The sequence below is a fragment of the Micrococcus sp. EWR3.9.1 genome (genome assembly GCF_052615555.1).
Map to the genome: position 1 here is coordinate 153,508 of NZ_JBQXFD010000004.1, position 24,801 is coordinate 178,308.

Annotated in this window: 20 protein-coding genes and 1 tRNA gene; 20 read left to right on the top strand and 1 reads right to left on the bottom strand. The window is 73.0% G+C overall.

The genetic code is table 11. The features are described from left to right. The first annotated feature begins 80 nt into the window (after positions 1–80). The 13 genes from ACUJ8O_RS04395 (at position 81) to lepB (ending at position 15,152) form a co-directional block, all read left to right on the top strand. Positions 81–1,565, top strand: coding sequence for an NAD-dependent succinate-semialdehyde dehydrogenase (locus ACUJ8O_RS04395; RefSeq protein ID WP_434783538.1), 1,485 nt, complete (start codon positions 81–83; stop codon positions 1,563–1,565). A 120-nt stretch (positions 1,566–1,685) separates the two neighbouring features. Further along, complete coding sequence (locus ACUJ8O_RS04400) at positions 1,686–2,639, top strand: TatD family hydrolase (RefSeq protein ID WP_445373185.1); 954 nt, start codon at positions 1,686–1,688, stop codon at positions 2,637–2,639. A 24-nt stretch (positions 2,640–2,663) separates the two neighbouring features. After that, positions 2,664–4,484 carry an ABC transporter ATP-binding protein gene (locus tag ACUJ8O_RS04405; RefSeq protein WP_241252448.1) on the top strand — a complete coding sequence of 607 codons (1,821 nt, stop codon included), beginning with the start codon at positions 2,664–2,666 and terminating at the stop codon, positions 4,482–4,484. A 60-nt stretch (positions 4,485–4,544) separates the two neighbouring features. Next, a complete protein-coding gene (gene rsmA, locus ACUJ8O_RS04410) occupies positions 4,545–5,468 on the top strand; it encodes a 16S rRNA (adenine(1518)-N(6)/adenine(1519)-N(6))-dimethyltransferase RsmA (protein ID WP_041104577.1) in 924 nt (307 codons plus the stop codon). Next, positions 5,465–6,433 carry a 4-(cytidine 5'-diphospho)-2-C-methyl-D-erythritol kinase gene (locus ACUJ8O_RS04415; RefSeq protein WP_041104575.1) on the top strand — a complete coding sequence of 323 codons (969 nt, stop codon included), beginning with the start codon at positions 5,465–5,467 and terminating at the stop codon, positions 6,431–6,433. Before rsmA ends, ACUJ8O_RS04415 begins: the two co-directional genes overlap by 4 nt. Positions 6,434–6,498: 65 nt before the next feature. Further along, complete coding sequence (locus tag ACUJ8O_RS04420; RefSeq protein WP_206495771.1) at positions 6,499–8,340, top strand: ABC-F family ATP-binding cassette domain-containing protein; 1,842 nt, start codon at positions 6,499–6,501, stop codon at positions 8,338–8,340. Positions 8,341–8,480: 140 nt separating this feature from the next. After that, positions 8,481–9,974 carry a sugar transferase gene (locus tag ACUJ8O_RS04425; protein ID WP_123243901.1) on the top strand — a complete coding sequence of 498 codons (1,494 nt, stop codon included), beginning with the start codon at positions 8,481–8,483 and terminating at the stop codon, positions 9,972–9,974. Positions 9,975–10,038: 64 nt separating this feature from the next. Next, positions 10,039–10,110 (top strand) — tRNA-Gln (locus ACUJ8O_RS04430). A 37-nt stretch (positions 10,111–10,147) separates the two neighbouring features. Beyond that, a complete protein-coding gene (glmU, locus tag ACUJ8O_RS04435) occupies positions 10,148–11,641 on the top strand; it encodes a bifunctional UDP-N-acetylglucosamine diphosphorylase/glucosamine-1-phosphate N-acetyltransferase GlmU (protein ID WP_123243900.1) in 1,494 nt (497 codons plus the stop codon). A 112-nt stretch (positions 11,642–11,753) separates the two neighbouring features. After that, positions 11,754–12,296: a type IV toxin-antitoxin system AbiEi family antitoxin domain-containing protein gene (locus tag ACUJ8O_RS04440; protein ID WP_255420483.1), complete on the top strand. Its 543-nt coding sequence runs from the start codon at positions 11,754–11,756 to the stop codon at positions 12,294–12,296. Further along, the gene (locus ACUJ8O_RS04445; protein WP_225348330.1) at positions 12,283–13,311 is read left to right on the top strand and encodes a nucleotidyl transferase AbiEii/AbiGii toxin family protein; all 1,029 of its coding nucleotides are present in this window, start codon (positions 12,283–12,285) and stop codon (positions 13,309–13,311) included. The genes ACUJ8O_RS04440 and ACUJ8O_RS04445 overlap by 14 nt, the downstream gene beginning before the upstream one ends. A gap of 111 nt (positions 13,312–13,422) precedes the next feature. After that, positions 13,423–14,403 (top strand): ribose-phosphate diphosphokinase, encoded by a 981-nt coding sequence (locus tag ACUJ8O_RS04450; RefSeq protein WP_061867435.1) that lies wholly within the window; start codon positions 13,423–13,425, stop codon positions 14,401–14,403. Positions 14,404–14,405: 2 nt separating this feature from the next. After that, the gene (lepB, locus tag ACUJ8O_RS04455) at positions 14,406–15,152 is read left to right on the top strand and encodes a signal peptidase I (protein ID WP_036317400.1); all 747 of its coding nucleotides are present in this window, start codon (positions 14,406–14,408) and stop codon (positions 15,150–15,152) included. Between the two features lie 54 nt (positions 15,153–15,206). Here the strand turns inward: lepB and ACUJ8O_RS04460 are convergent, their stop codons facing one another. Beyond that, the gene (locus tag ACUJ8O_RS04460) at positions 15,207–16,331 is read right to left on the bottom strand and encodes a PqqD family peptide modification chaperone (RefSeq protein WP_061867432.1); all 1,125 of its coding nucleotides are present in this window, start codon (positions 16,329–16,331) and stop codon (positions 15,207–15,209) included. A gap of 170 nt (positions 16,332–16,501) precedes the next feature. On the opposite strand from ACUJ8O_RS04460, the gene ACUJ8O_RS04465 reads away from it, so the two are divergent. The 7 genes from ACUJ8O_RS04465 to ACUJ8O_RS04495 are packed head-to-tail and all read left to right on the top strand — an operon-like array spanning position 16,502 to position 24,790. Further along, on the top strand, positions 16,502–17,425 hold the full coding sequence (locus ACUJ8O_RS04465) for a glycosyltransferase family 2 protein (protein WP_061867431.1): 924 nt from the start codon (positions 16,502–16,504) through the stop codon (positions 17,423–17,425). Further along, the gene (locus tag ACUJ8O_RS04470; protein WP_123243899.1) at positions 17,422–18,483 is read left to right on the top strand and encodes a CgeB family protein; all 1,062 of its coding nucleotides are present in this window, start codon (positions 17,422–17,424) and stop codon (positions 18,481–18,483) included. The genes ACUJ8O_RS04465 and ACUJ8O_RS04470 overlap by 4 nt, the downstream gene beginning before the upstream one ends. Continuing rightward, complete coding sequence (locus ACUJ8O_RS04475; protein WP_445373186.1) at positions 18,480–19,601, top strand: RNA-binding protein; 1,122 nt, start codon at positions 18,480–18,482, stop codon at positions 19,599–19,601. Before ACUJ8O_RS04470 ends, ACUJ8O_RS04475 begins: the two co-directional genes overlap by 4 nt. Next, entirely contained in the window at positions 19,598–20,389 is a 792-nt protein-coding gene (locus tag ACUJ8O_RS04480) for an acylneuraminate cytidylyltransferase family protein (protein ID WP_135019309.1), read from the top strand. The genes ACUJ8O_RS04475 and ACUJ8O_RS04480 overlap by 4 nt, the downstream gene beginning before the upstream one ends. Beyond that, positions 20,386–22,629 carry an N-acetylneuraminate synthase family protein gene (locus ACUJ8O_RS04485; RefSeq protein WP_135019308.1) on the top strand — a complete coding sequence of 748 codons (2,244 nt, stop codon included), beginning with the start codon at positions 20,386–20,388 and terminating at the stop codon, positions 22,627–22,629. Before ACUJ8O_RS04480 ends, ACUJ8O_RS04485 begins: the two co-directional genes overlap by 4 nt. Continuing rightward, the gene (locus ACUJ8O_RS04490; RefSeq protein ID WP_363798643.1) at positions 22,620–23,756 is read left to right on the top strand and encodes a glycosyltransferase; all 1,137 of its coding nucleotides are present in this window, start codon (positions 22,620–22,622) and stop codon (positions 23,754–23,756) included. The genes ACUJ8O_RS04485 and ACUJ8O_RS04490 overlap by 10 nt, the downstream gene beginning before the upstream one ends. Further along, positions 23,753–24,790, top strand: coding sequence for a glycosyltransferase family 4 protein (locus tag ACUJ8O_RS04495; RefSeq protein ID WP_363798641.1), 1,038 nt, complete (start codon positions 23,753–23,755; stop codon positions 24,788–24,790). The genes ACUJ8O_RS04490 and ACUJ8O_RS04495 overlap by 4 nt, the downstream gene beginning before the upstream one ends. Positions 24,791–24,801 lie beyond the last annotated feature (11 nt).

Consider the following 24,801-nt stretch of genomic DNA (forward strand, 5'->3'; position numbering starts at 1 on the left):
ATACCCGTGGCCGTCCACCCGTTCCCCTGAGGGACGCGGGGCGTGCCGCCTCCGACCACCGACCCCGAAAGAGGTGCATCATGACCGTGACCGCTGAGCGCGAGAAGGCGCTGCTGGAGTCCGTCCCCACCGGCCTGCTGATCGACGGCGAGTGGCGCGATGCCTCCTCCGGCAAGACCTTCGACGTGAAGGACCCGGCCACCGGCAAGGTCATCGCGAGCCTGCAGGACGCGAACTCCGACGACGCCATGGCCGCCTTCGACGCCGCCTGCGCCGCGCAGGCCGACTGGGCCCGGACCCCGGCCAAGGAGCGCGCCGACATCCTGCGCCGCGCCTACGACCTGATCAACGAGCGCGCCGAGGACTTCGCACTGCTGATGACCCTCGAGATGGGCAAGCCGCTCGCCGAGGCTCGCGGCGAGGTCACGTACGGCAACGGCTTCCTGCGCTGGTTCTCCGAGGAGGCCGGCCGCCACTACGGCCGCACCCTGACCGTGCCGGAGGGCACGCTGCGCATGCAGGTGCACCATCGCCCGGTGGGCCCGTGCCTGCTGATCACCCCGTGGAACTTCCCGCTGGCCATGGCCACCCGCAAGGTGGGCCCCGCCGTCGCCGCCGGCTGCACCATGGTCCTCAAGGCCGCCAAGCTGACCCCGCTGACCACCCAGCTGTTCGCGCAGGTGATGCAGGAGGCCGGCCTGCCCAAGGGCGTGCTCAACGTCGTCGCGGGCTCCTCCGCCTCGTCGATCTCCAGCCCGATCCTGCAGGACCGGCGCCTGCGCAAGGTGTCCTTCACCGGTTCCACCCCGGTCGGTGTGCGCCTCATGAAGGACGCGGCGGACAACGTGCTGCGCACCTCCATGGAGCTCGGCGGCAACGCCCCGCTCATCGTCTTCGAGGACGCGGACCTGGACGCCGCCGTCGAGGGCGCCTTCGCCGCGAAGATGCGCAACATGGGCGAGGCCTGCACCGCCGCCAACCGCTTCCTCGTGCACGAGGACGTGGCCGAGGAGTTCACGCAGAAGTTCGTGGCCAAGCTCGAGGCGCTCAAGCCCCTGCGCGGCACCGACCCGGAGTCCACCCTCGGCCCGATCGTGGACGAGGGCGCGCGCGACGACATCGACCAGCTCGTCCAGGACGCCGTGGCGGCCGGCGGCGAGGTGCTCACCGGCGGCCACAAGATCGAGGGCGACGGCTACTTCTACGCGCCGACCGCGATCAAGGTGGAGAAGGGCAACCCGATCCTCCAGCAGGAGATCTTCGGCCCCGTGGCCCCGATCGTGACCTTCTCCTCCGAGGAGGAGGCCATCGAGATGGCCAACGACACCGAGTACGGCCTCGCCTCCTACGTGTTCACCAAGGATCAGGCCCGGATGTACCGCGTGGCCGAGAGCATCGAGTTCGGCCTCATGGGCTACAACGTGGGCGTCATCTCCAACCCGGCCGCGCCGTTCGGCGGCGTGAAGCAGTCGGGCCTGGGCCGCGAGGGCGGCGCCGAGGGCATCGAGGAGTACACCTCGGTGCAGTACATCGGCATCGCCGACCCGTGGGCCGCGAAGGCCTGACCTCTCCGCCGAGCCGTTCCCTCCGGGGGCGGTATCGGGTGGTATCCACGTCGGATACCACCCGATACCGCCCCCGAGGCGTGTCGGGGGGGCCGGGCTCGGCTCCCTAGAGTGGGGTGCATGGCCCACGCATCCGAGACCCCCCTCGCCTACCGCGCCCCCGCCCCGCAGCCGGACGACGACGGCGGCCCGCGCCGGGACGCCCACGAGGAGAAGTCGGGACGTCGGCGGCGCCTCGAGTACCCGCCCGCACCCGAGCCGCTGCCGGCGCCCGTCGTGGACAACCACACGCACCTCGACTTCCGCGACGGCCTGGTCCGCGTGGACGTCCACCAGGCGATGGACGCGGCGGAGGCGGTGGGCGTGGTCGGCGCGGTCCAGGTGGGCTGCGACGTCGCCTCGGCCCGGTTCACGATCGCGGCGATCGAGGCCGAGCCCCGCCTGCTCGGCGCCGTGGCGCTGCACCCCAACGACGCGGCTCGCCTGGCCGAGCGTGGCGAGTTCGAGGAGGCGTTCGCGCAGATCGCGGAGCTTGCCCGCCACCCCCGCGTGCGCGCCGTCGGCGAGACGGGCCTCGACTACTTCCGGACGCAGGACGAGGCCGGCCACGCCGCGCAGCAGGAGTCCTTCCGCCGGCACATCCGACTCGCCCGCGAACTCGGCACGGCCCTGCAGATCCACGACCGGGACGCGCACGACGACGTCGTCCGGATCCTGCTCGAGGAGGCGGCCGAGGGCGGGCTGCCCCCGCACGTGGTGTTCCACTGCTTCTCCGGCGGGCCCGAACTGGCCCGCACGTGCGCCGAGCACGGCTGGCACATGTCCTTCGCCGGGCCCGTCACCTTCAAGGCCAACGACGAGCTGCGCGAGGCGCTGCGGATCGCCCCGGCCGAGCTGCTGCTCGTGGAGACGGACGCGCCCTTCCTCACGCCGCATCCGCATCGGGGCCGCCCCAACGCGCCCTACCTGATCCCGCTGACCCTGCGGGGCATGGCGGAGACGCGCGGAGACGACGTGGCGGCCCTCGCCCGCGCGGTGAGCGAGAACACCGCCCGGGTGTACGGGGCGTTCTAAGCCGATCCAGACCCGGCCCCTAGGATGGGCGACGTGCTGACCCGACTCCTCAAAGCCCGGCTGCCCGAGGGAACGCAGTACCTGGTGGACCGCCCCATGCGGATCCGCCTCGTGTTCGTGGTCCTCGGGTCCGTCCTCGTGGCCGGCCTCGAGATGGTGGCGCTCGCCTCGATCATCCCGCTGGTCAGCCTGCTGACCTCGGGTGAGCTGGGCTCCCCGGCGCTCGAAGGGCTGCTGGCCCGGTTCGGGGCCGTGACGGTGCCGGAGCAGACGGTGGCCTTCGCCGTCGTGATCGTGCTGGCCTTCCTGCTCAAGGCGATCCTGGTGCTCGCGTTCCGCTGGTGGACCATGGGGTTCACCAACCAGAACCTGATCCGCACGTCCGCCACGCTGCTGCGCTACTACCTGCGGGCCGACTACGGCCTGCACCTGACGCGCACTGTGGGCACCCTGGTCAACAACGTCACCGGCACCTCCAGCATGGCGTACACGGGCGTGGTGAACGCGTCCGTCACGTTCCTCACGGAGGCCGTGACGCTCGTCGCGGTGGCGGTCGTGGTGGGCGTCTCCATGCCGCTGACGGGGCTCGGGATGGCCCTGTACTTCCTCGCCGTCGCCTGGGTGATCAAGACCGTGATCCGCCGCCCGGCCTCCCGCCTGGGCTGGACCCTGGTGACCGCGGGGGAGCGGGCCAACACGGCGGCGCTGCAGGGCCTGGAGAACTACAAGGACGTGAAGATCCGCGGCAACGACTCGGCCTTCATGGAGGAGTACCGCGCGGCCCGCATGGAGAGCGCCGAAGCCACGCGGCTCAAGATGATCCTCACGATGATGCCGCGCTACGTGCTCGAGGTCGCCTTCGTGGCCGCCATCGCGGCGCTCGTGGCCGTGGCCTTCATCCAGGGCCGCGGCGGGGAGGCGTTCGGCTCGCTCGCCCTGCTCGCGATGGCCGGCTTCCGCGTGCTGCCGTCCATGGCCGCGCTCATGGCCACCACCAATGAGATCCGCACCTCCTGGCCGGCCTTCGAGCGCACGACGGCGGAGCTCGCCGCCGCGCAGCCGGTCCTGCACGCGGCGGACCGGCCCTACGAGCGCATCACGTTCGAGGAGTCCATCGAGGTGCGGGACGCGTCCTTCACCTACCCCGGCAAGGCCGAACCGGTCCTGCGCGACATCGACCTGCGCATCCCCTTCGGCTCCTCGTACGCCTTCGTGGGCGGCAGCGGTGCCGGCAAGACCACCCTGGTGGACCTGGTCATCGGCTTCCACCACGCCCAGCGCGGTGGGGTCTACGTGGACGGGGTGGAGCTCGAGGCCAACCCGCGCGGCTGGTGGGACAACGTGGCGTTCGTCCCGCAGTCCGTCACCGTGGTCAACGGGACGGTGCTGCACAACGTGCTCCTGGACGTCGAGGCCACCCAGACGGCGGACCGGGCCGAGGTGGAGCGCGTGCTGCGCGAAGCCCAGCTGGGGCAGTGGCTGGACGAGCTCCCCGACGGCCTGGACACCGTGATCGGCGAAGGGGCCGTGGGCGTCTCCGGCGGCCAGCGCCAGCGCCTGGGCATCGCCCGCGCGCTCTTCCGGCGGCCCCGCCTCCTCGTGCTCGACGAGGCGACGTCGGCCCTCGACAACCTCACGGAACGCCGGGTCACCGAGGTGATCGAGTCGCTGCGCGGACGGATCACGGTCATCGTGGTCGCCCACCGTCTCTCCACGGTCAAGCGCTGCGATCAGATCGTGCTGATGGACCAGGGGCGGATCATCGGCCAGGGCACGTTCGCCGGGCTGCAGGAGACGAGCCCCGAGTTCCGCGAGCTCGTCCGGCTCGGTGACCTCTCCACCTGAGCGGAGCCCGCGCCGCTGCGCCCCGGTTACCCCGTCCGGCGCCCCGATAGACTCGCGGGCATGGTCCAGCCCTCCCCGCACCCCGCCCCCGCCCCGCTGCTGAGCGCCGCGGACGTGCGGCGCATCGCCGCCGAGCTGGACCTGCGTCCCACCAAGCAGTGGGGCCAGAACTTCGTGATCGACCCGAACACGATCCGGCGCATCGTGCAGGCCGCGGACGTGACCGCGGACGAGCACGTGCTGGAGATCGGCCCCGGTCTGGGTTCGCTCACCCTCGGCCTGCTGGACGCGGCCGCCGCCGTCACCGCCGTCGAGATCGACCCGGTCACCGCCGCCCGCCTGCCGCGCACCGCCGCCGAGTTCCGCCCCGGGGTCGAGGACGCCCTCGCCGTGCTGCACGCGGACGCCATGACGCTGAGCGAGCAGGCCCTGGCTGAGGTCCGGCCCGCCGCCGCCGCCGGCGGCCCCACCGCGCTCGTGGCGAACCTGCCCTACAACGTGGCCGTGCCCGTGCTGCTGCACGCGCTCGCGGTCCTGCCGGGGCTGCGGCACGGCCTGGTGATGGTGCAGGAGGAGGTCGCGGACCGTCTCGCGGCCGGGCCCGGTTCCAGGGTCTACGGCGTGCCGTCCGCCAAGGCGGCGTGGTACGCGGACGTGCGCAAGGCGGGCACCATCGGCACCCAGGTGTTCTGGCCGGCTCCGCGCATCCACTCCGGGCTGGTCGCCTTCACCCGGCGCGAGCCGCCGGCGGGCGGCGCGTCCCGCCGGGAGGTCTTCGCCGTGGTGGACGCCGCCTTCGCCCAGCGCCGCAAGACCCTGCGCGCCGCGCTCGCCTCCTGGGCGGGGTCGCCGCAGGCGGCGGAGGACGCCCTGGTGGCCGCCGGCGTGGACCCGCGCGCCCGCGGCGAGGCCCTGGACATCGCGGCCTTCGCGCGGATCGCCGAGCACGGCCCGCGGCGTGCGGCGGAGGAGGTGAGCGCATGACGACGGAGGACCTCGGCCTCGACCCCACGGCCCGGCACGTCACGGTCAGCGCCCCCGGCAAGGTGAACCTGTCCCTGCGGGTGGGGCCGCCCGGCGCAGACGGCTACCACCCCGTGGCCACCGTGTACCTGGCCGTCAGCCTGCGGGAGACCGTCACGGCGATCGCGCGCACGGACGGGAGGATCACCGTCGGCCCGTCGGGCCGCCACATCAGTCTGGTGGACACCGAAGACGTGCCCTGGGACGAGCGCAACCTCGCGCACCGCGCCGCCGCGCACCTGCGGCGCACCCTCAGGCTCGATCCTGACACCCACGGCGTCCACCTCGAGGTCGCCAAGCAGGTCCCGGTCGCTGGCGGCATGGGCGGCGGCTCCGCCGACGCGGCCGCCGCGCTGCTCGCGTGCAGCGTCCTGTGGGAGACCGGGCACACCCGCGCCGAGCTCGCCGAGCTGGCCGCCCCGCTGGGCGCGGACGTGCCCTTCAGCGTGCTGGGCGGGGCCGCCGTCGGGCTCGGGACCGGGGCGGAGCTGACCCCCGTCGCGGCCCGCACCCCGGTGCACCTCGTCCTCGTCCCGGCGGACGCCGGGCTGTCCACCCCCGTGGTGTTCCAGACCCTGGACGAGCTGCGCCGGGAGGGCCACCTGCCCGACGGGCCGGCGCGCCCGGAGGTGAACGAGGCCGTCCTGCGGGCCCTCACCGCGGCCGACCCGCTCGAACTCGCCACCGCCATGGACAACGACCTGCAGACCCCGGCCGTCGTCCTGTTCCCCGAGCTCTCGGACGTCCTCGACCTCGGTATGGACGAAGGCGCGCTGCGCGGCATGGTCTCCGGCTCCGGCCCCACCCTGCTCTTCGTGGCGCAGGACGAGGCCTCCGCGCTGCGGCTGGCCTCGGCCATCGAGGAGCGCACGGGCGTGCGCGCCCTCCCCGTCCACGGCCCCGTGCCCGGCGCCCACGTGCTGTGAGACCAGGCGGCGCACCCCGCCGCACCCGACCACCCCTCCTCCGTCCGGAAAGGACCACCTCCTCCATGGCCCACCTGCTCGGCGCCGAGAACATCGGCATCGCCTTCGGAACCCGCACCGTCCTCGAGGGCCTCTCCCTCGGTGTGGATGAGGGGGACCGGATCGGACTCGTGGGCCGCAACGGCGACGGCAAATCCACGCTCATGCGCATCCTCGCCGGCCTCCAGGAGCCCGACACGGGCCGCGTCACCCGCCGCGGCGGCGTCCGCGTGGGCGTGCTGGACCAGCAGGACCGGCTCGACCCGGAGCACACCGTGCGTCAGGCCGTGGTCGGGGACGTGGACGACCACGTGTGGGCCTCAGACCCCAAGGTCCGGGACGTCCTGGGCGGTCTCCTCGACGGCTTCGACCTGGAGCAGTCCGTGCGGGGCCTCTCCGGCGGCCAGCGCCGTCGCGTGGCCCTGGCCCGTCTGCTCGCCGGGGACGACGACGTCCTCTTCCTCGACGAGCCCACCAACCACCTGGACGTCGAGGGCGTCGCGTGGCTCGCCCGCCACCTGAAGCAGCGCTGGCGCCCCACCGACGGCGGCCTCGTGGTGGTCACCCACGACCGGTGGTTCCTCGACGAGGTCTGCACGCGCACGTGGGAGGTGCACGACGCCACGGTGGACCCGTTCGACGGCGGCTACGCGGCGTGGGTGCTCGCGCGCGCGGAGCGCTCCCGGCAGGCGGCGGTGACGGAGCAGAAGCGTCAGCAGCTGGTGAAGAAGGAACTCGCCTGGCTGCGCCGTGGCGCCCCGGCGCGCACGTCGAAGCCGAAGTTCCGCATCGAGGCGGCCAACGCCATCATCGAGGACGTCCCCGCCCCGCGTGACTCGGTGTCCCTGGCGAAGATGGCCACGGCCCGGCTGGGCAAGGACGTCCTCGACCTCGAGCACGTGAGCCTGACGCTGGGGGAGAAGCCGATCCTCGACGACGTCACCCTGCGCCTGGCGCCCGGCGAGCGGCTCGGCGTGGTCGGCGTCAACGGTGCGGGCAAGTCGACCCTGCTGCGCCTGCTCGACGGCCGCATCGCCCCGGACTCGGGGCGGGTGAAGCGCGGCAAGACGGTGGTCTCGGCCACCCTCACCCAGGACGTGAAGGAGCTCGACGACGTCGCCCACCTGCGCGTCGCCGAAGTCATGGCCCGCGAAGGCTCGTCCTTCCAGGTCGGTGGCCGCGAGATGTCCTCCGGCCAGCTGCTCGAGATGCTCGGCTTCGGCACCTCCCGGCAGTGGACTCAGGTCTCCGAGCTCTCGGGCGGCGAGCGCCGGCGCCTGCAGCTGCTGCGCCTGCTCGTGGGCGAGCCCAACGTCCTCATGCTCGACGAGCCGACCAACGACCTGGACACGGACACCCTGGCTGCCGTCGAGGACGTGCTGGACGGGTGGCCCGGGACCCTCGTGGTGGTCTCCCATGACCGTTACCTGCTCGAGCGCGTCACCGACCACCAGGTCGCCCTGCTCGGGGACGGCAAGGTCCGCGGCCTGCCCGGCGGGGTGGGCCAGTATCTCGAGCTGCGCGCCGCGATGGACGACGCCGGCGGCCCGGCCCGGGGAGCCGGCGCAGCCCGGGGCCGCAACGACGTCGTCGGGACGTGCGCGGGCATGGGCGGGCCGGAGGAGGACACCGGGCCCACCGAGGCGGAGCGTCGGCTGGCCCGCAAGGAGATGGCCCGGCTCGAGAAGCAGATGACCCGGCTCCGGGACCGCAGGTCCGGCCTCGAGGCGCGGATGGCCGAGCTGGGGCAGGCGCAGGACTTCGACGCCCTCACCGCGGCCTCCGCCGACCTGAAGGACCTCGACGCGCAGCTGGACGTCCTGGAGGAGGAGTGGCTGCAGGCCGCTGAACTCGCCGAAGGGGACTGACCGGCGGGCGTGCACAGGAGAGTGTGGCAGGTGGCACAGCGCAAGGCTGTTTCCGGCCTACAATCGGGGGCCGGGGCACAGCACCATGCCCGACCCCCACGACGTGGACCATCCCCCGCGTCAGGACGGAGGAGCAGAGCGTGATCGGGAGTCCCGGTGATGAGTCGACCGCGCTCCGCATGGGTTCGACCGTCCGCGGCCGTGTCCTGGGCCGGCCCTGGGAGCGGGGCCTTCCGCTGCTCGTCCTCATCGGGGACGTGGTCGCGGTCCTGCTCGCCACCTTCGTCTCGGCCCAGCTCCGCTTCGGCGGACCGCGGCGCACCACCCTCCCCGGCGCCGAAGTCATCGACTACAGCGTAATCAGCCTCGCGCTGAGCGCGGCCTGGGTGCTCGCGCTGACCATCCAGGGCTCGCGGGACATCCGGATCCTGGGGGTGGGCAGCGAGGAGTACAAGCGGGTCCTGCAGGGCACCCTCTACCTCTTCGGCACCGTCGCGATCCTCGCCTATGCGGCAGGTCTCGAAGTGGCGCGCGGCTACGTGGGCCTGGCTCTGCCGCTGGGCGTGCTCCTGCTCCTGCTGGGCCGGTTCCTCGTGCGCGGGTGGGTGGCGCGGCAGCGACACCGCGGCAGGTTCCGGCGACGGCTCCTGCTCGTCGGCGGCCCGAAGGCGGTCCGGCACATCTTCCAGACCCTCGACTCCGAGGCCGGCGCCGGCTACGCCCCCGTGGCGGCGGCTCTCCCCGGATACAGGACCCGGCAGGAGGACTACCTCCCGATACCGGTCTCCACGGACCTGGACACCGTGGAGGACGTGGTCGCCCTCGTGGAGGTGCGCGACGTCGAAGCCGTGGTGATCACCTCGGGCCACCCGTTCGTCCCCGGGGACGTCCGCCGACTGGGCTGGGAGCTGCAGGAACGCGGCGTCTCCCTGATCATGGCGCCCGCGCTCGTGGACGTCGCCGGACCCCGCCTCCACACGCAGCCCCTCGCCGGCCTGCCGCTCATCCACCTCTCCACCCCGCGCCTCTCCGAGGGCAAGGCGTTCGCCAAGCGGGCGTTCGACGTCGTCGCGTCGGGGCTGGGCCTGATCGCCATCTCGCCGCTGCTGATCGCCGTCGCGATCGCGGTCAAGGCCACGGACGGCGGGCCGGTGCTGTTCCGGCAGGAGCGCATCGGTCTCGGCGGCAGGCCGTTCACCATGCTCAAGTTCCGTTCCATGGTGGTGGACGCCGAGGAGATCCGGCAGCGGCTCGTCTCGGACGGCGGGGATGCGGACGTGCTGTTCAAGATGAAGCACGACCCGCGCATCACCCGGGTCGGCAAGCTCATCCGCCGCACCAGCATCGACGAGCTGCCCCAGCTCGTGAACGTGCTGCGGGGGGACATGTCCCTCGTGGGCCCGCGGCCCCACCTGCCGCACGAGGTCGAGGCCTACGGGCAGTACGTGCACCGCCGGTTCCTGGTGCAGCCCGGCATCACGGGCCTGTGGCAGGTCTCCGGCCGGTCCGACCTCCCGTGGGAGGAGGCGGTCCGCCTGGACCTCTACTACGTGGAGAACTGGTCCATCCTGGGCGACCTCGTGATCCTGGGCCGGACCGTCAAGGCCGTGATCGCCGCCGACGGCGCCTATTGACCCCGGATCCGCGCGACCTGTGTGGAAGAATGGGCCGTCGTCGCCGCCCCCTGGGGTCCGGCGCTCCGCCCTGGTGTAATGGCAGCACGCCGGCCTTTGGAGCCGTGCGGTCTAGGTTCGAATCCTAGGGGCGGAACCCCCGTCCTCTGACCCCCACCGGTGCAGGAGCCCCCATGTCCCAGCCGTCCGCCCGTCCCTCCGCCGTGATCGTCCTGGCCGCGGGCCAGGGCACCCGCATGAAGTCGACGACGCCGAAGATCATGCATGCGATCGGGGGGCGCTCCCTCGTGGGCCACGCGCTCGCGGCGGCCTGGTCGCTCGCGCCGGAGCACCTCGTGGCCGTGGTCCGGCACGAGCGGGCTCGCGTGGCCGAGCACATCGAGACGGTGGCGGCCCAGCTGGGCATCGACGCGCTGGCGATCGCCGACCAGGACGACGTGCCGGGCACCGGCCGCGCCGTCGAGCTGGGCCTGGCCGCCCTGCCCGCGGACCTCGAGGGCACCGTCGTGGTGACCTACGGCGACGTCCCGCTGCTGACCCCGGAGACCCTCGCCCGCCTCGTCGCGGACCACGAGGCGGACGGCAACGCCGTCACCGTGCTCACCGCCACCCTCGAGGACGCCACGGGCTACGGCCGCATCGTCCGCGACGCCGAGGGCCTCGTGGAACGGATCATGGAGCACAAGGACGCCCTCGCCCACGCCGAGGCCACGGGGGATGACTCCTTCGTGGCGATCCGCGAGGTCAACTCCGGCATCTACGCCTTCGACGCCGCCCTGCTGCGCCGCACCCTGCCGGAGATCTCCACGGACAACGTGCAGGGTGAGAAGTACCTCACGGACGTGCTCGGCATGGCCCGTGCCGAGGGCGGCCGCGTCGCCTCGGTGGGCACGGACGACGTGTGGGAGGTCGAGGGTGCCAATGACCGCCGGCAGCTCTCCGACCTGGGCCGCCAGCTCAACGACCGCGTGCTGCGCGGCTGGATGAAGGAGGGTGTCACGGTCGTCGACCCGTCCTCCACGTGGGTGGACGTCACCGTCTCCCTCGCCTCGGACGTCAGGCTCAAGCCCGGCACCCAGCTGCATGGGGCGACGTCGGTGGCCACGGGCGCCGTCGTCGGCCCGGACTCCACGCTCACGGACACGCAGGTGGGGGAGGGCGCCGTGGTGAAGCGCACCGACGCCACGGAGGCCGTGATCGGCGCGGGCGCGACCGTCGGCCCGTTCACCTACCTGCGCCCGGGCACGGTGCTGGGGGAGGACGGCAAGATCGGCGCGTTCTACGAGACCAAGAACGTGACCGTGGGCCGCGGCGCCAAGCTCTCCCACCTGGGCTACGCCGGGGACGCCGAGATCGGCGAGTACACCAACATCGGCTGCGGCAACATCACCGCCAACTACGACGGAGTCGCCAAGCACCGCACCGTGATCGGGGCCCACGTGCGCACCGGCTCGAACACGGTGTTCACGGCCCCGGTCTCGGTGGGCGACGGCGCCTACACCGGTGCCGGCGCGGTGGTCCGCGACGACGTCCCGGCCGGCGCCCTGGCGCTGAACGCCGTGGCGCAGCGCACCATCGAGGGCTGGGTGCCCGCCAAGCGCCCGGGCACCTCCTCGGCCGAGGCCGCGCGGGCCGCCGGCGCGGAGGGCTCCGGCGCTCAGGGCTGACCCCGCGCGCCCGACAAGAGGTCGGCGTGTCACAACCGTACCGATTCCGGTACGGTTGTGACACCAGAGATGAGGTGGTGATCCCGTGACGTATCGTGACGATCTGTGGGACGTGGCTGCGGGGAACCACGGGGTCATCACCACTACGGAAGCGGAGGAGGCGGGCGTGCCCGCCGTCGAGGTCCGCAAGCTCGCCCAGCGCGGCGTTCTGCGGAGGCTGGCCCACGGGGTGTACCTCCATCGCCAGGTTCCCCGCGACCGGTTCACGGACGCGGCGGAGGCCGTGGCCACGGGCGGTGAAGATGCATTCCTGGACTGGGACGCAGTGCTGTCACTGTACGACCTCGCCCTGGTCGATCCCTCCGTCGTACGGGTGGGCGTGACGAGGCGGTACCGCGGCTCGCCGCGCGCGCATGTACGAGTGACACGACGCCGTCCCCCGCCGGGCGACGAGGACCTCACCTTTCACGGCGGCGTGCGAGGCCTCACGATCAACCAAGCCCTTCGTGAGGCACTCGACCGCATCCCTCTCGAGCGCGTCGCCGCTGCGATCGAGGAGGCCCGCGCGCGCGGGCTGCTCACGGTGGGCGAGGCGAGGAGCTTGAAGAAGGACCTGGAGGCGCGGCAGAACGGTGGACATCGTGGCGGTCGATGACGTGGTCGTGGGCCTGGGCGATCTGGGAGCTCGAGGTGCGCCCAGGAGCGAAGGCCAACTCAACCGTCGACTGGAGGCGATCGCTGACGCGATGGGCGTTCCGGTGGACCGGGCGCGCCGGTTGCTGGGAGCAGTGATCGTGGCGCAGATGTTGCCGGAAGGCGTCGTAGTCAAGGGTGGAAATGGCGTTCGACTCCGACATGGAGCCACCGGGACGCGGGCGACCCGGGATCTCGATCTACTGGCTCGCGATCCCCAGCAGGCGCTGAAGGACTTGACCGGGTTCGTCGACCGGGGATGGGGGGCCGCGCCCGGGAGCAAGAGAGAACTCAAGGCCGACCCGGCTGCGACCCGGGTGGCCTTCTTCGGCACGGTGCATGAGGACGATCCTGCGGAGCCTCTCGGAGTGCCCGATCCCTACGTCCTGTCACGAGCGAAGGTGACCCTGCATTTTCTCTCCGCGAGGACAAGTTGGGTGTCGGTCCCGATCGAGATCGGGCGCGACGAATTCGAGGGCAGCACGCTGGCGCAGCCAGTCGAGGTCGTGGCACCCCAGGTCGCGGAGGCGGTCACCGCGTTGGGATGTGGAACACCGCGGTCTGTGGCCGTGATGGCTGTCGAGCAGCAGCTCGCACAGAAGATCCATGCCGTCACGGATCCACATCAGACGCGAGGCCACGATCTCGTGGACATCCAGTTGCTCTGGCATGGGGCGGAGGCCGAGGGTGGTGTCGACATCCCGTTGCTCGCAGATCTCGTCAGCCGTACTTTCATGTTTCGGTCACCCGGCCGGACTGCGGCAGGACACACACCGCATGAGTGGCCGCCTCCGGTCGCTCACGTCCGGACTCTCGAGCAGGGGTACCTGGATGCGCTGGAGGAGACACGAGTGGGTGCGGAGGGACAGGCCAGGCTCCTGCAGCCGCGCGTGTCCGACGCGGCGGATTGGCTGGAGTCGTTGATCACAAGGATCGCGCGGGCCGCCGGCGCCGAGGGCTCCGGCGCTCAGGGCTGATCCCTCGCGCCCTAGGATGGGTGCGAGGACCGGGCCGCCCCGGGCGGCCGACACCGACGCCGGACGCCGTCGGCCCTGGAACGCGAGACCACGAAGGATGATGAGGACGTCATGACGGAGCTGAGCCGCAGCGAAGACAAGCGACTGGTGCTGGCCACGGGCCGCGCCCACCCCGAGCTCGCGCAGGAGATCGCCGAGGAGCTGGGCACCGAGCTGCTCCCCATGAGCGCCTACGACTTCGCCAACGGCGAGATCTACGTGCGCTCGGGCGAGTCGGTGCGCGGCAAGGACGTGTTCATCATCCAGTCGCACCCGGCGCCGCTGAACAACCACCTCATGGAGCAGCTGATCATGGTGGACTCCATGAAGCGCGCCTCCGCCCGCCGCATCACGGTGGTCTCGCCGTTCTACCCGTACGCCCGCCAGGACAAGAAGGGCCGCGGCCGCGAGCCGATCTCGGCCCGTCTCGTGGCGGACCTGTACAAGACCGCCGGCGCCTCCCGCGTGATGAGCGTGGACCTGCACACCGCCCAGATCCAGGGCTTCTTCGACGGCCCGGTGGACCACCTGTTCGCCATCCCGCTGCTGGCGGACCACATCCGCTCCAGCGTGGCGGGCGAGGAGGTCACGGTCGTCTCCCCGGACACCGGTCGCGTGCGCGTGGCGGAGCAGTGGGCGGACCGCCTGGGCGGCGTGCCGCTGGGCTTCGTGCACAAGAGCCGGGACCTCACCGTTCCGAACAAGGCCGAGTCCAAGACCGTGGTCGGGGACGTCGAGGGCCGCGTCTGCGTGCTGATCGACGACATGATCGACACCGGCGGCACCATCGCCGGCGCCGTGCAGATCCTCAAGGACGCCGGCGCCAAGGACGTCATCATCGCCGCCACGCACGCGGTGTTCTCGGACCCGGCCGCCCAGCGTCTCGGCGAGTGCGGAGCCCGTGAGGTCGTGGTGACCAACACCCTGCCCATCCCGGAGGAGAAGCGCTTCGAGACCCTCACGGTGCTCTCGATCGCCCCGCTGATCGCCCGCGCGATCCGCGAGGTCTTCGAGGACGGCTCGGTCACCAGCCTCTTCGACGGCGTCGCCTGACCATGGCCGAGCGCGTCGAGCCGGCCCACGGGGAAGACGGCGGCGCGGTGGCCGCGCCGCAGCCTCACCGTCCGCGCCTGCCGTTCTGGGCCTCCCTGCTGCTGAACGTGGTGGTGGCCCTCGCGGTCGTCGCCGTGGTGCAGGCCCTGTGGGTGAAGGTGTACTCGGTGCCGTCCGGCTCGATGGAGAACACCCTCGAGGTGGGGGACCGCATGCTGGTCAACCGCACCGCCTATCCGGACGGGATGGCCGACTCCCAGGACGTGGTGGTCTTCACCGCAAACGAGGACTGGGCCACCCCGGCGTCGTCGGAGGGGGCCGTGGAGAACGCCGTCCGCACGTTCGGCGACCTCACCGGCATCGGCCGCTCGCACGAGCAGGCGCTGGTCAAGCGCGTGGTCGGCACCGCGGGGCAGACCGTGGAGTGCTGCACCGCCGAGGGTGCCGTGACCGTGGACGGGGAGCCCCTGGACGAGCCATACATCCACAACGACCTGCCGTTCATCCGGGACGAGCTGGACTGCGAGTCCGAGGTGATGTCCGCGCGCTGCTTCGGCCCGGTCACCGTGCCGGAGGACTCGATGCTCGTGCTCGGCGACCACCGCTCCAACTCGGCCGACTCCGTGATCGCGTGCCGCGGCATCCCCGCCGACCAGGCCGGGGACTGCGCGCGCTTCGTCACCCGCGAGGACATCGTGGGCGAGGTCTTCGTGACCGTCTGGCCGCCCACGCACTGGGGCGGGCACTGATCTCCTGAGGGGGCGGGGCGCCCTGGGCGCCGGCCGCCTCCGGGCCGTGCCGGCTCAGCCGGTCGTGGCCAGCTGCGCGGTGATCAGGGCGTCCATCGCCTCCCGCACCCGGGCCTCGGCGTCCTCGGGCACGGGTCCTTCGGTGCGGAGGCAGGCCACCACGTCGGCGGCCGTCCGCGGCTCGTCCAGCAGGAGCCAGACGGACGGGCCCAGACCTTCGAGCACGACCAGGCGGTCCGAGGCGAGCAGGACCAGGCGGCCGTGGTCGGTCAGGATGCCGTCGTCGACGGCGCAGCGGGACACCGCGCCCGGGGTTGCCACTCCGACGGAGGCCGAGAGCTCTTCCTCGGTGAGTGCCTCCCAGGCGGGGGTGACGGGCGTGGGCGGGGCCGCCAGCAGGCCGTCGACGACGCCCCGCAGGTCATCGGCTTCGGCGTAGACGAGGCGTTGGGCGCCGCCGACCGCGTCGAGCGCACGGCAGAGCGTCACGAGGCCGCGGGGGAGCAGGGAGAGGGAGGAGGTCTGGGGGACGAGCGCCGCGAGCGCGGCCACGAGTTCTATGGCCTCCGCTCGCGGCGTCACCGGGCCTGCCGGATCCCGCACGCGGTCCAGCACGGCGATCCGGGCCAGCCGGGCGTCGGGGAGGGTCGGACCGAGACCGAGGTCGTCCGGGCCTCGCTGGGTCTTCGGGCGCACCCCTCGTGACCCCAGCAGGGACAGCGGTTTGGGGTAGGGTGTGACGGTCAGGCCGTCTGGTGCGATGATCGCCGTCTCGTCGGTGAGGTAGGCGAAATGGGGTCCCAGCCGGCGCGTGGCCGTCGTCTTGCCCGTCCCGGACGCCGCCACCAGGACGATCGCCGCCCCGGTGTCCGGTGCGGCGAGGCACGCCGCGTGGAACATCAGGTGGGTGCCGCGCGCGGATTCGATCGCCCGTGAGGTCGCCAGGAACACCAGGTCCTCGTGCCACTGGAGCCACGGACGCGCGGCGCCGGCGTCGCGGTGCGCATCCGCGTCGGCGGGCGACTCCACGGCCTCCACACCGCATCGGGCCCAGGACTCGATCACCTCCGCCCGCTCGTCTCCCGTGAGGCCGCTGACCGTCATAGCATCGAGTCCGGCGCCGATGCGCAACGCGGTCGTCTCGCGCATGGCTTCGTCCTCCCCCTGGGTGCCGGGCATGGCTCACCCTTTCCCTCCCGTGGCTGTCCGGTCAGTGTACTGAGAGCCGTGCGGGCGGCCATGGCGCCGCCCCGCCGGACGGCACGGGCCCTCGCCAGACGCTCTCTATACTCGTCGCAGGTTCTCGGGCGCTGGGTGCGCCCTCCATCTGAGCCGAGGGAGGAGCCCGCATGGCAGCGCAGCCGACCACGGCGGCCGTCACCGTGGTGATCCCGCACTACGGCGATCCGGCCCCCACCCTCGCCCTCGTCGACCGCCTGCTGGCCGATCCCGGGGACGCGCTGGCCGCCGTCGTGGTCTCGGACGACGCCTCGCCCACCCCGTACCCCGAGGCGCACGATCCGCGTCTGACCGTGGTGCGCCGCGAGCGCAACGGCGGCTTCGGGGCGAACGTGAACGCCGGCCTGGCCGCGGTCACCACCGAGCTGGCCCTGGTCCTCAACTCGGACGCCGAGATCACGGGGGCGCAGATCGACGCGCTGGTGGCCGCTGCCGCTCCGTATCAGCCGGCCGTGGTCAGCCCGCAGGTCGTCAACGAGGACGGCACGCCGCAGTGGTCCGGCCGGCACTTCCCCACGGTCCTGCACCAGACCGTCGAGTGGCTGACTCCGCTGGCCCGCTTCCGTCACCTGGACGTGCTTCACGAGGCCGTGGGGCACGACGTCGCGGCGGCCCGGTCCGCCTCGCCCGTGGCGGTCGACTGGGTGATGGGCGCCGTGCTGCTCCTGCCGATGGCGCAGGTCCGCGCCGTCGGCGGGTTCGACGAGGAGTACTTCATGAATTCCGAGGAGGTCGACCTGCAGCGCCGCCTGCGCGAGCGCGGCGTGCCGTCGATCGTGGTCCCGGCCGTCCGTGTGCCGCACGGGCTGCACGGCTCCTCGGACCCGCTGCGCCGGCGCGGCTGGCTGGTGGACTCCCGGTACCGCTACGCCCGGAAGTTCGGTCACCCCCGGGTCCTCAAGGCCGCGCTCACCGCAGCGACGGGGGCGAACTTCGCCGTGAACGCGCTCCGGCAGGCCCGGGGTGTGGACGTGGACGCCCGCGCCGTGCTCCGGGACGAGCACGCGCTGGTCTGGAAGGGGCAGCGCCGATGAGCGCCACCGGCTACACCGTGCCGGCGCCGCTCGACGTGTGGGGCGGCCGCTCACCGGAACGGCTGTTCCTGGTCTCGCCGGCGTTCCACGGCTATCACCGCTCCATCGCGGCGGCGTGGGCGGCCCAGGGCTTCGACGTCACGGTGCACTGCTACGACGCCTACGCCACGCTCGGCATGAAGCTGCGGAACAAGGGGCTGCTCGAGCTGCCGCAGAAGGCGGGCGTGGACCGCACGGCCGCGCGGGTCGCCTGGGACACGGGGCGGGCCGTGGCCGCGCTGCGCGAGGCCCGGCCGGACCGCGTGCTCGTCATCAAGGGCGACTCGCTGGGCGAGGCCTTCTGGTCCGAGATCCTCGAAGCGGGCCTGCCCCGCATGCTCTGGCTGTACGACGACCTCGCGCGGCACGACTACTCGATGGAGTTCCTGCGCTCCGTCGGGCCGGTGCTCAGCTACGCCCGTACCGAGGCCGAGCTGCTGGCCGGCGAGGGCGTGGACGCCCACTACATGCCCAACGGTTTCGACCCGGCGATGGCGCTGCCCCAGGTGCCGCGGCGTGACGAACTGGTCTTCGTGGGCTCGCGCTACCCGAATCGCGTGGAACTGCTCACCCGCCTGGCCGCGGCCGGGGTGCCGGTGCGCGCCTACGGGCGTCAGTGGAGCCACCACCCGGTGGACCGCCTGCGCACGTGGGAGCTGACCCGGCCGGACCTGCCGGCCGAACGGGACATCCCCCTCGAGGAGGCGTACGCCGTGCAGGCGGCCGCCGCGGGCGCCATCAACATCCACGGCCTGCAGGCCGGCCACGCGATGCGGACCTTCGAGGTGCCCGGCATGGGCGGTCTCCAGCTCGTCGACCGGGCCGACGTGGCCGAGTTCTACGTCCCGGACGAGGAGGTGCTCGTCTTCGAGGACGCGGACCACCTCATCGAGCTGGGCCGCCGGGTCGTCGCGGACCCCGCCTGGGGAGCGCGCATCCGGGAGGCCGGCCGCCGCCGGTCGCACGCGGAGCACACGTTCGCGCACCGGGCGGCCATGGCCCAGGGGTGGTGGGCATGACCGACGCGCCCCTCTTCTGGCGCTCCGAGGACCTGCCGCGCTGGCACGCGTGGCAGCGCGCCCAGTGGCCGTTGACCCGGCGGGCCGCGGACACCGCGCGCTCGACCGTGCGCGGCGTGGCCGGCGCCCTGACGCGCCGCCGGTCCACCGGCGACGAGGCCCCCCGCCTGCTCCTGCCGGCGGGGGACGTCCACACCCTCGTCGCCCTGGAGTCCTTCGGCCCCACGCAGCTGGCCGCGCTGGCCTCGCCCGTGGCTGCCCTGGCCACCGCGCGGCCGGAGGTCGCCGCCGGGGTCGGCTGGGTGCTGCCCGCCGGTGACGCACCCGCCCTGCCCGGGGCCGCGGGCCACCGGGAGCACGCCGCCACCGCCGACGTCGTGACGGATCGCCTGCCCGGGCTCCGCCGCGTCCTGGTGGCGGGGGAGTACCTGCCCTCGGGCCGCGCCGCCGTGTGCTGGGCCCGGCAGCGGGGGGCGCAGATCGGCGTCGTCCAGCACGGGCTGCTGGCCGTGTCCACGCCGCCCGTCCCGCAGGACGGCACCCTGTACGCCTTCACGAGCGCGGACGCGGACTGGTGGACCCAGGGCCGCGCCGATGTGGAGGCCGTCCCGGTGGGCTCGGCGCTGCTCGAGCAGGCCCGCCGGACCGCGCCCGCGCTCTCGGGCGCCGGGGACGACGGCCCCGGGGTGTTCCTCGGCCAGCTGCACGGCGCCGAGCTGCCCCGCCGGGACTTCGCCGCAGCCGCCGAACAGTACGTGCGGGCCACCGGCGCCGCCTACCGCCCCCACCCGGCCGAGCGGGATCGCCTCTCCCGCGGCCAGCACGCGGCCTGGCGCAGGGCCGGCGTGCGGATCGACGACGCCGGGGCGCCCCTCGTCGCCACCCGCGGGCCCGTGGCCGCCGTCTTCTCCACCGGGATCCTCGAGGCCGCGCAGGCCGGCAGGCCCGCGTGGGCCGTCCACCCGGAGCCGCCCGCCTGGCTCGAGGGGTTCTGGCAGCGCTACGGCATGACCCGGTGGCGGCCCGGCCGCACCCCGGAGCCCACCCCGCCCCTGGCCTCGCCGACCGCGGACCCCGCGGCCGCGATCGCCGAACACGTCTGGAAGGAGACCGCGTGAGCATCCTGTGCGTCATCCCCGTGCGCGGCGGGTCCCGGGGGCTGCCCGGCAAGAACATCCGCCTCCTCGGCGGCCACCCGCTCGTGGCCTGGACCATCCAGGCCGCCCTCGAAGCGGAGGAGGACCTGCACGTGGTGGTCTCCACGGACTCGGCCGAGATCGCCGAGGTCGCCCTCCGCTACGGCGCGGACGTGCCGGGCCTGCGCCCGGCCCACCTGGCGCAGGACTCGACCCCCACCGAGCCCGTGATCGAGCACGTGCTCGCGGCCGAGCGCGCGGCCGGCGTCGAGCCCGAGGGCGTGATGCTCCTCCAGGCCACCAGCCCGCTCCGCCTGCCCGGCACCCTGGACCGCGCCGTGCGGCAGTTCCGGGACACGGGGGTGGACTCGCTGGTCGGCGTCGTCCCGGTGTCCCCGTTCCTGTGGCGCCGTCCCGAGGATCCCGACGGGGAGCCGATCCCGGACTTCGACGTCACGGCGCGCAAGCGCCGGCAGGACATGACGCGCGCCGACCTGCGGTTCCGCGAGAACGGGTCGCTGTATGTGACGCGCCCCTGGGTCTATGACCGGCTGCACAACCGGCTCGGCGGCCGGATCGGCATGCTGGAGCTCGACGACCTCGAGGGCGTGGACATCGACACCGAGCTGGACTTCGCCCTGGCCGAGCAGCAGATGGACCAGTACCTGGCGGTCCAGAAGGTGCTCCAGCACCGCCCCGACCTCGGTGCCCCGCGCACCGCCGAGACCCCCATCACCGGCCCGAACCGCACCCCCGGAGGCACGCAGTGATCATCGAACGCAGGCTCACCCCCTATCTCGTCTTCCCCGAGGACTCGCTCCTGGCCGCCCTGCAGAAGATGACCGACAACCGCGAGCGCACCGTGTTCGTGGTGGACTCCCACGGCTTCCTCGTCGGCTCCCTGACGGACGGGGACGTGCGCCGCTGGCTCGTGGCGCATCCGGAGGCGTCGCTGGACGTGGCCGCGGCCGACGTCGCCCATCGCGACCCGGCGACGGCGCCCCTGGGCGCCTCCCCGGCCGAGATGCGCGAAGCCCTGCCCACCGGGGCGCTGCACCTTCCGCTGCTGGACGAGCGCGGCCGCCTGACGGCCCTGGCGATCAACCGGGAGGCGGAGCTGCGGATCGGCGGGCACCGGATCGGGGAGGGCCACCCGGCGTTCCTGATCGCGGAGATCGGCAACAACCACCAGGGCGATGTGGACCTGGCCCGCCGTCTCGTGGACCTGGCCGTCGAGGCGGGCGCGGACGCCGTGAAGTTCCAGCTGCGGGACATGGACGCCCTGTACCGGCAGTCCGGTGCGGCCACCGCCGGCGAGGACCTGGGGGCCCAGCGCACCCTGGACGAGCTGGCCAAGTTCTCGCTCTCCGCCGAGGACATGGTGCGGGTGTTCGACCACGTCCGGGACGCCGGCGTCGCCCTGATGTGCACCCCGTGGGACGCCCCGTCCATGCGGGTGCTGCGCGAGTACCCGGTGGACGGCGTGAAGATCGCCTCGGCGGACCTGACGAACCACGGTCTGCTGCGGGACGCGGCCGCCTCCGGCCTGCCGATGGTGCTCTCCACCGGCATGTCCCGGGAGGAGGAGATCCGCGAGTCGGTGGCCCTCGTGCGCTCCTTCGGCGTCCCCTTCGCGATGCTGCACGCCCAGTCCACGTACCCCGCCCCCTACAAGGACGTGAATCTGGCCTACCTGGACCGGCTCGCGGAGATCGCCCAGACGCCGGTGGGCTACTCGGGCCACGAGCGCGGCTTCCACGTGGCGCTGGCCGCGGTGGCCCGGGGGGCCGCGATCATCGAGAAGCACTTCACCGTGGACCGGGGCCTCGAGGGCAACGACCACAAGGTCTCCCTGCTGCCGGAGGAGTTCGCGCAGATGGTCCGGCAGACCCGGGATATCGAGGAGTCGATCGGCGTCGGGACCGAGCGTGTGGTCTCCACGGGCGAGGCGATGAACCGCATCAACCTGGCCAAGTCCCTGGTGGCGGCCCGTCCGCTGCAGGCCGGCGTCACGATCACCGCCGACGACGTGACCGTGAAGTCCCCGGGCCGCGGCCTGCAGCCCAACGAGCTGCCGCGTCTGGTCGGCCGCACGCTGCACCGCGAGATGGCCGAGGGCGACTTCTTCTTCGCCGGCGACCTCACGGACACGGTGCCCACCGGGCGCCAGTTCGAGTTCCGGCGCCCCTGGGGCCTGCCGGTGCGCTACCACGACGTCGAGGCGCTGACGAAGGACTGCACCCCGGACTTCCTGGAGTTCCACTTCTCCTACAAGGATCTCGAGATCGACATCGACTCGGTGTTCCGTGAGCCCATGCCGATGGGCTTCACCACGCACCTGCCGGACATCTTCTCCGGTGACTTCCTCGTGGATCTGGCCAGCGACGACGACGCCGTGTGGGAGCGCTCGATCGCCGAGGTGCAGCGCACGATCGACATCACCCGAAACCTGAAGCGCTGGTTCCCGAACGAGGAGGAGCCCATCATGGTCATCACCATGGGCGGGTTCACCCTGGACCGGCACATCCGCCCGGAGGAGCGGCTGCCGAAGTACGAGCGCATCGCCGAGGCCGTGCAGCGCCTGGACACCTCCGGCATCCGGATCGCCGCGCAGACGCTGCCGCCGTTCCCGTGGCTGATGGGCGGACAGCAGTACCACAACCTCTTCATGGACCCGGACGACACCGTGGCGTTCGTGGAGGCCACGGGGGTGCCGCTGTGCCTGGACATCTCCCACTCCAAGCTCTCGGCCACGTTCCTGGGGATCCCCTTCTCGCAGATGGTGGAGAAGCTGGCCCCGCACACCATCCACCTGCACCTCGTGGACGCCACCGGTGTGGACGGGGAGGGGCCGCAGATCGGCGAGGGCGACGTGGACTGGCCCGTGCTGTGCGAGCAGCTGGACCGCCTGGCCCCCGGGGTGAGCTTCATCCCGGAGATCTGGCAGGGCCACATCAACAACGGCGAGGGCTTCTGGACGGCCCTGGACCGCCTGGAGCAGTGGCTGTGATCCCCGAGGCGGTGACGACCGCCCCGGCCCCGCTGACGCTCTGGGTGGTGCCCGTCGCCGACCTCGGCGGCGTGGCCCGGCACGTCCTCGACGTCGCGCGCGTGGGACTGCCCGGTCTGCGTCTGGCGGTGCTCTGCCCCGAGGGACCGCTCGCCGAGCGACTGCGCGAGCAGGGTGCGGCGGTGTTCACCGGGGACGTCGGTCCCGACGCCGGCCTGACCGCCTCGGTGCGCACGCTCCGGACGGCGGTGCGCACCCTGCGCCCGGCCGCGGTCCACACGCACCTGGCCTACGCCGACCTCGCGGCCTTCACGGCGCTGGGCACGGAGCGGGCCCTGCGGCGGCCCGGTGCACCGGCGCTGCTCAGCACCGAGCACGGAATCGCCCCGGACGACGGGCTGTACAACCGTGCGGCCGCGGCCCGGGTGAAGAACGCCGCGCACCGCGCCCGGCTGCGCGGCACGGACCTCGTGATCGCCGTGGCGCAGTCCACCGCGGACGTGCTCCAGCGCAAGTGGGGCGCGGGGGCGCCCCTCAGCGTGGTGCGCAATGGCGTGGACCTGCCCGCAGTCCGGGCCGCGGCCGCGGGGCAGCGGCGCGCACCGGGCGAGGGGCTGCGGATCCTCTCCCTGTCCCGGCTGGCGCCCGAGAAGAACCTCGACCGGCTGATCGCCGCGCTGCCGGCCCTGCTGGAGCGCGACCCCGGGACGCGGTTGACGCTGGCCGGCGCTGGCCCCCTGGAGGGGGAGCTGCGCGTTCAGGCCGAGGCGCTCGGTGTCGCGGAGGCGGTCGACCTGCCCGGCTTCGTGGAGCCGTGGGGCACCATGGCCGAGCACGACGTGCTGGTGCAGCTCTCCGCGTGGGAGAACCTCAGCTACACCCTGCTCGACGCCGCGGCCGCGGGCCTGCCCGCCGTCGCCACGGACGTGGGCGGCAACGGGGAGATCCTGCCCCCCGAGCGCCTGGCCCACGAGACCACTCCGGCGGCCATCGCTGACGCCGTCATGCGTGCCGCGGCCGACGGCCCGGGCGAGGTGCGCGTGGGCGACGTGGAGACCATGGCCCGGGCGACCGCCGAGGCGACCCTCGAGGTGCTCGGGCGCCGGGTGGGGAAGACCTCAGGATGACCGGTCGCATCTGGATCCTGGCGAACCAGGGCGAGGTGGGCGGCGGCGAGGTGATGCTGCACCACCTCGCCACGGCCCTGCGCGAGCTCGGGCGGGACGTGGGCGTCGTGGCCCCGGCCCACCCGGCCGAGACCGCCGATCGCCTGGCCGCGGACGGCTTCGACGTGGTCCGCGTGGGTGGGCCCGGACGCCTGGGGTATATACGCGCTCTCCGGGCCTGGGACCGCGGCCGCGGCGACGACGACGTCGCCTGGTGCAACGGGCTGCTGCCGGCCACGGCCCTGGCCGGCCGGCCGCGCCGGATCGTGCACCTGCACCAGGTGCCCGAGAAACCGCTTCTGCGCGTGTTCTCCGCCCTGGCGCGTCCTGGTGCGCTCGCAGTCCTCGTGCCGTCCCGGTTCGCGGCGGACCGCATCCGCGGGGCCCGCGTGCTCCACAACTGGGTTCCGGCCCCGACGGCGCCGCAGGCAGGGCGGGCCCGCGGTGCCGATGAGCCGGTGACCGTGGGATTCCTCGGCCGGCTGTCCGAGGACAAGGGCATCGTGACGCTCCTGGAGGCCGCCGCGCTGCTGCGGAAGACCGACCCGGGTGCTTTCGTGTTCCGCGTCGCGGGGGAGAGCCGATTCGTGGCGGAGGACGAGGCCGACCGGCTCGCCACCGCCCTGAAGGCAGCCGGTGAGGACGTCCAGGTGCTCGGCTGGCAGGACAGCGGTGAGTTCCTGGCCTCCGTGGACGTGCTGGCCGTGCCGTCGCAGTGGGCCGAGGTCTTCGGCCTGGTGACGGCCGAGGCGATGGCGGCGGGCGTTCCGGTGGTGGCTTCCGATGCGGGGGCCGTTCCCGAGGTGGTCGGCAGCGATCACCCCTTCGTTGTTCCGCAGCGCGACGCTGCCGCACTCGCGGGCTGCTTGCGGGCCGTGCGCGCGGTCGATCTGGGGGCGGTGGCCCACTCCCAGCGACGCCGCTGGGAGTCGCTGTTCTCTCCCGAGGCCGGCCGCGCCGCCGTCGCCGAGCTCCTGGATGACCTGTCCCTATGATCCCCGCGGAG

Excerpts from the sequence above, each read along its gene's own strand:
- ACUJ8O_RS04395 (WP_434783538.1), top strand. The coding sequence starts at position 81 with ATGACCGTGACCGCTGAGCGCGAGAAGGCGCTGCTGGAGTCCGTCCCC.
- ACUJ8O_RS04400 (WP_445373185.1), top strand. The coding sequence starts at position 1,686 with ATGGCCCACGCATCCGAGACCCCCCTCGCCTACCGCGCCCCCGCCCCG.
- ACUJ8O_RS04405 (WP_241252448.1), top strand. The coding sequence starts at position 2,664 with ATGGGCGACGTGCTGACCCGACTCCTCAAAGCCCGGCTGCCCGAGGGA.
- rsmA (WP_041104577.1), top strand. The coding sequence starts at position 4,545 with ATGGTCCAGCCCTCCCCGCACCCCGCCCCCGCCCCGCTGCTGAGCGCC.
- ACUJ8O_RS04415 (WP_041104575.1), top strand. The coding sequence starts at position 5,465 with ATGACGACGGAGGACCTCGGCCTCGACCCCACGGCCCGGCACGTCACG.
- ACUJ8O_RS04420 (WP_206495771.1), top strand. The coding sequence starts at position 6,499 with ATGGCCCACCTGCTCGGCGCCGAGAACATCGGCATCGCCTTCGGAACC.
- glmU (WP_123243900.1), top strand. The coding sequence starts at position 10,148 with ATGTCCCAGCCGTCCGCCCGTCCCTCCGCCGTGATCGTCCTGGCCGCG.
- ACUJ8O_RS04450 (WP_061867435.1), top strand. The coding sequence starts at position 13,423 with ATGACGGAGCTGAGCCGCAGCGAAGACAAGCGACTGGTGCTGGCCACG.
- lepB (WP_036317400.1), top strand. The coding sequence starts at position 14,406 with ATGGCCGAGCGCGTCGAGCCGGCCCACGGGGAAGACGGCGGCGCGGTG.
- ACUJ8O_RS04460 (WP_061867432.1), bottom strand. The coding sequence starts at position 16,331 with ATGCCCGGCACCCAGGGGGAGGACGAAGCCATGCGCGAGACGACCGCG.
- ACUJ8O_RS04465 (WP_061867431.1), top strand. The coding sequence starts at position 16,502 with ATGGCAGCGCAGCCGACCACGGCGGCCGTCACCGTGGTGATCCCGCAC.
- ACUJ8O_RS04470 (WP_123243899.1), top strand. The coding sequence starts at position 17,422 with ATGAGCGCCACCGGCTACACCGTGCCGGCGCCGCTCGACGTGTGGGGC.
- ACUJ8O_RS04475 (WP_445373186.1), top strand. The coding sequence starts at position 18,480 with ATGACCGACGCGCCCCTCTTCTGGCGCTCCGAGGACCTGCCGCGCTGG.
- ACUJ8O_RS04495 (WP_363798641.1), top strand. The coding sequence starts at position 23,753 with ATGACCGGTCGCATCTGGATCCTGGCGAACCAGGGCGAGGTGGGCGGC.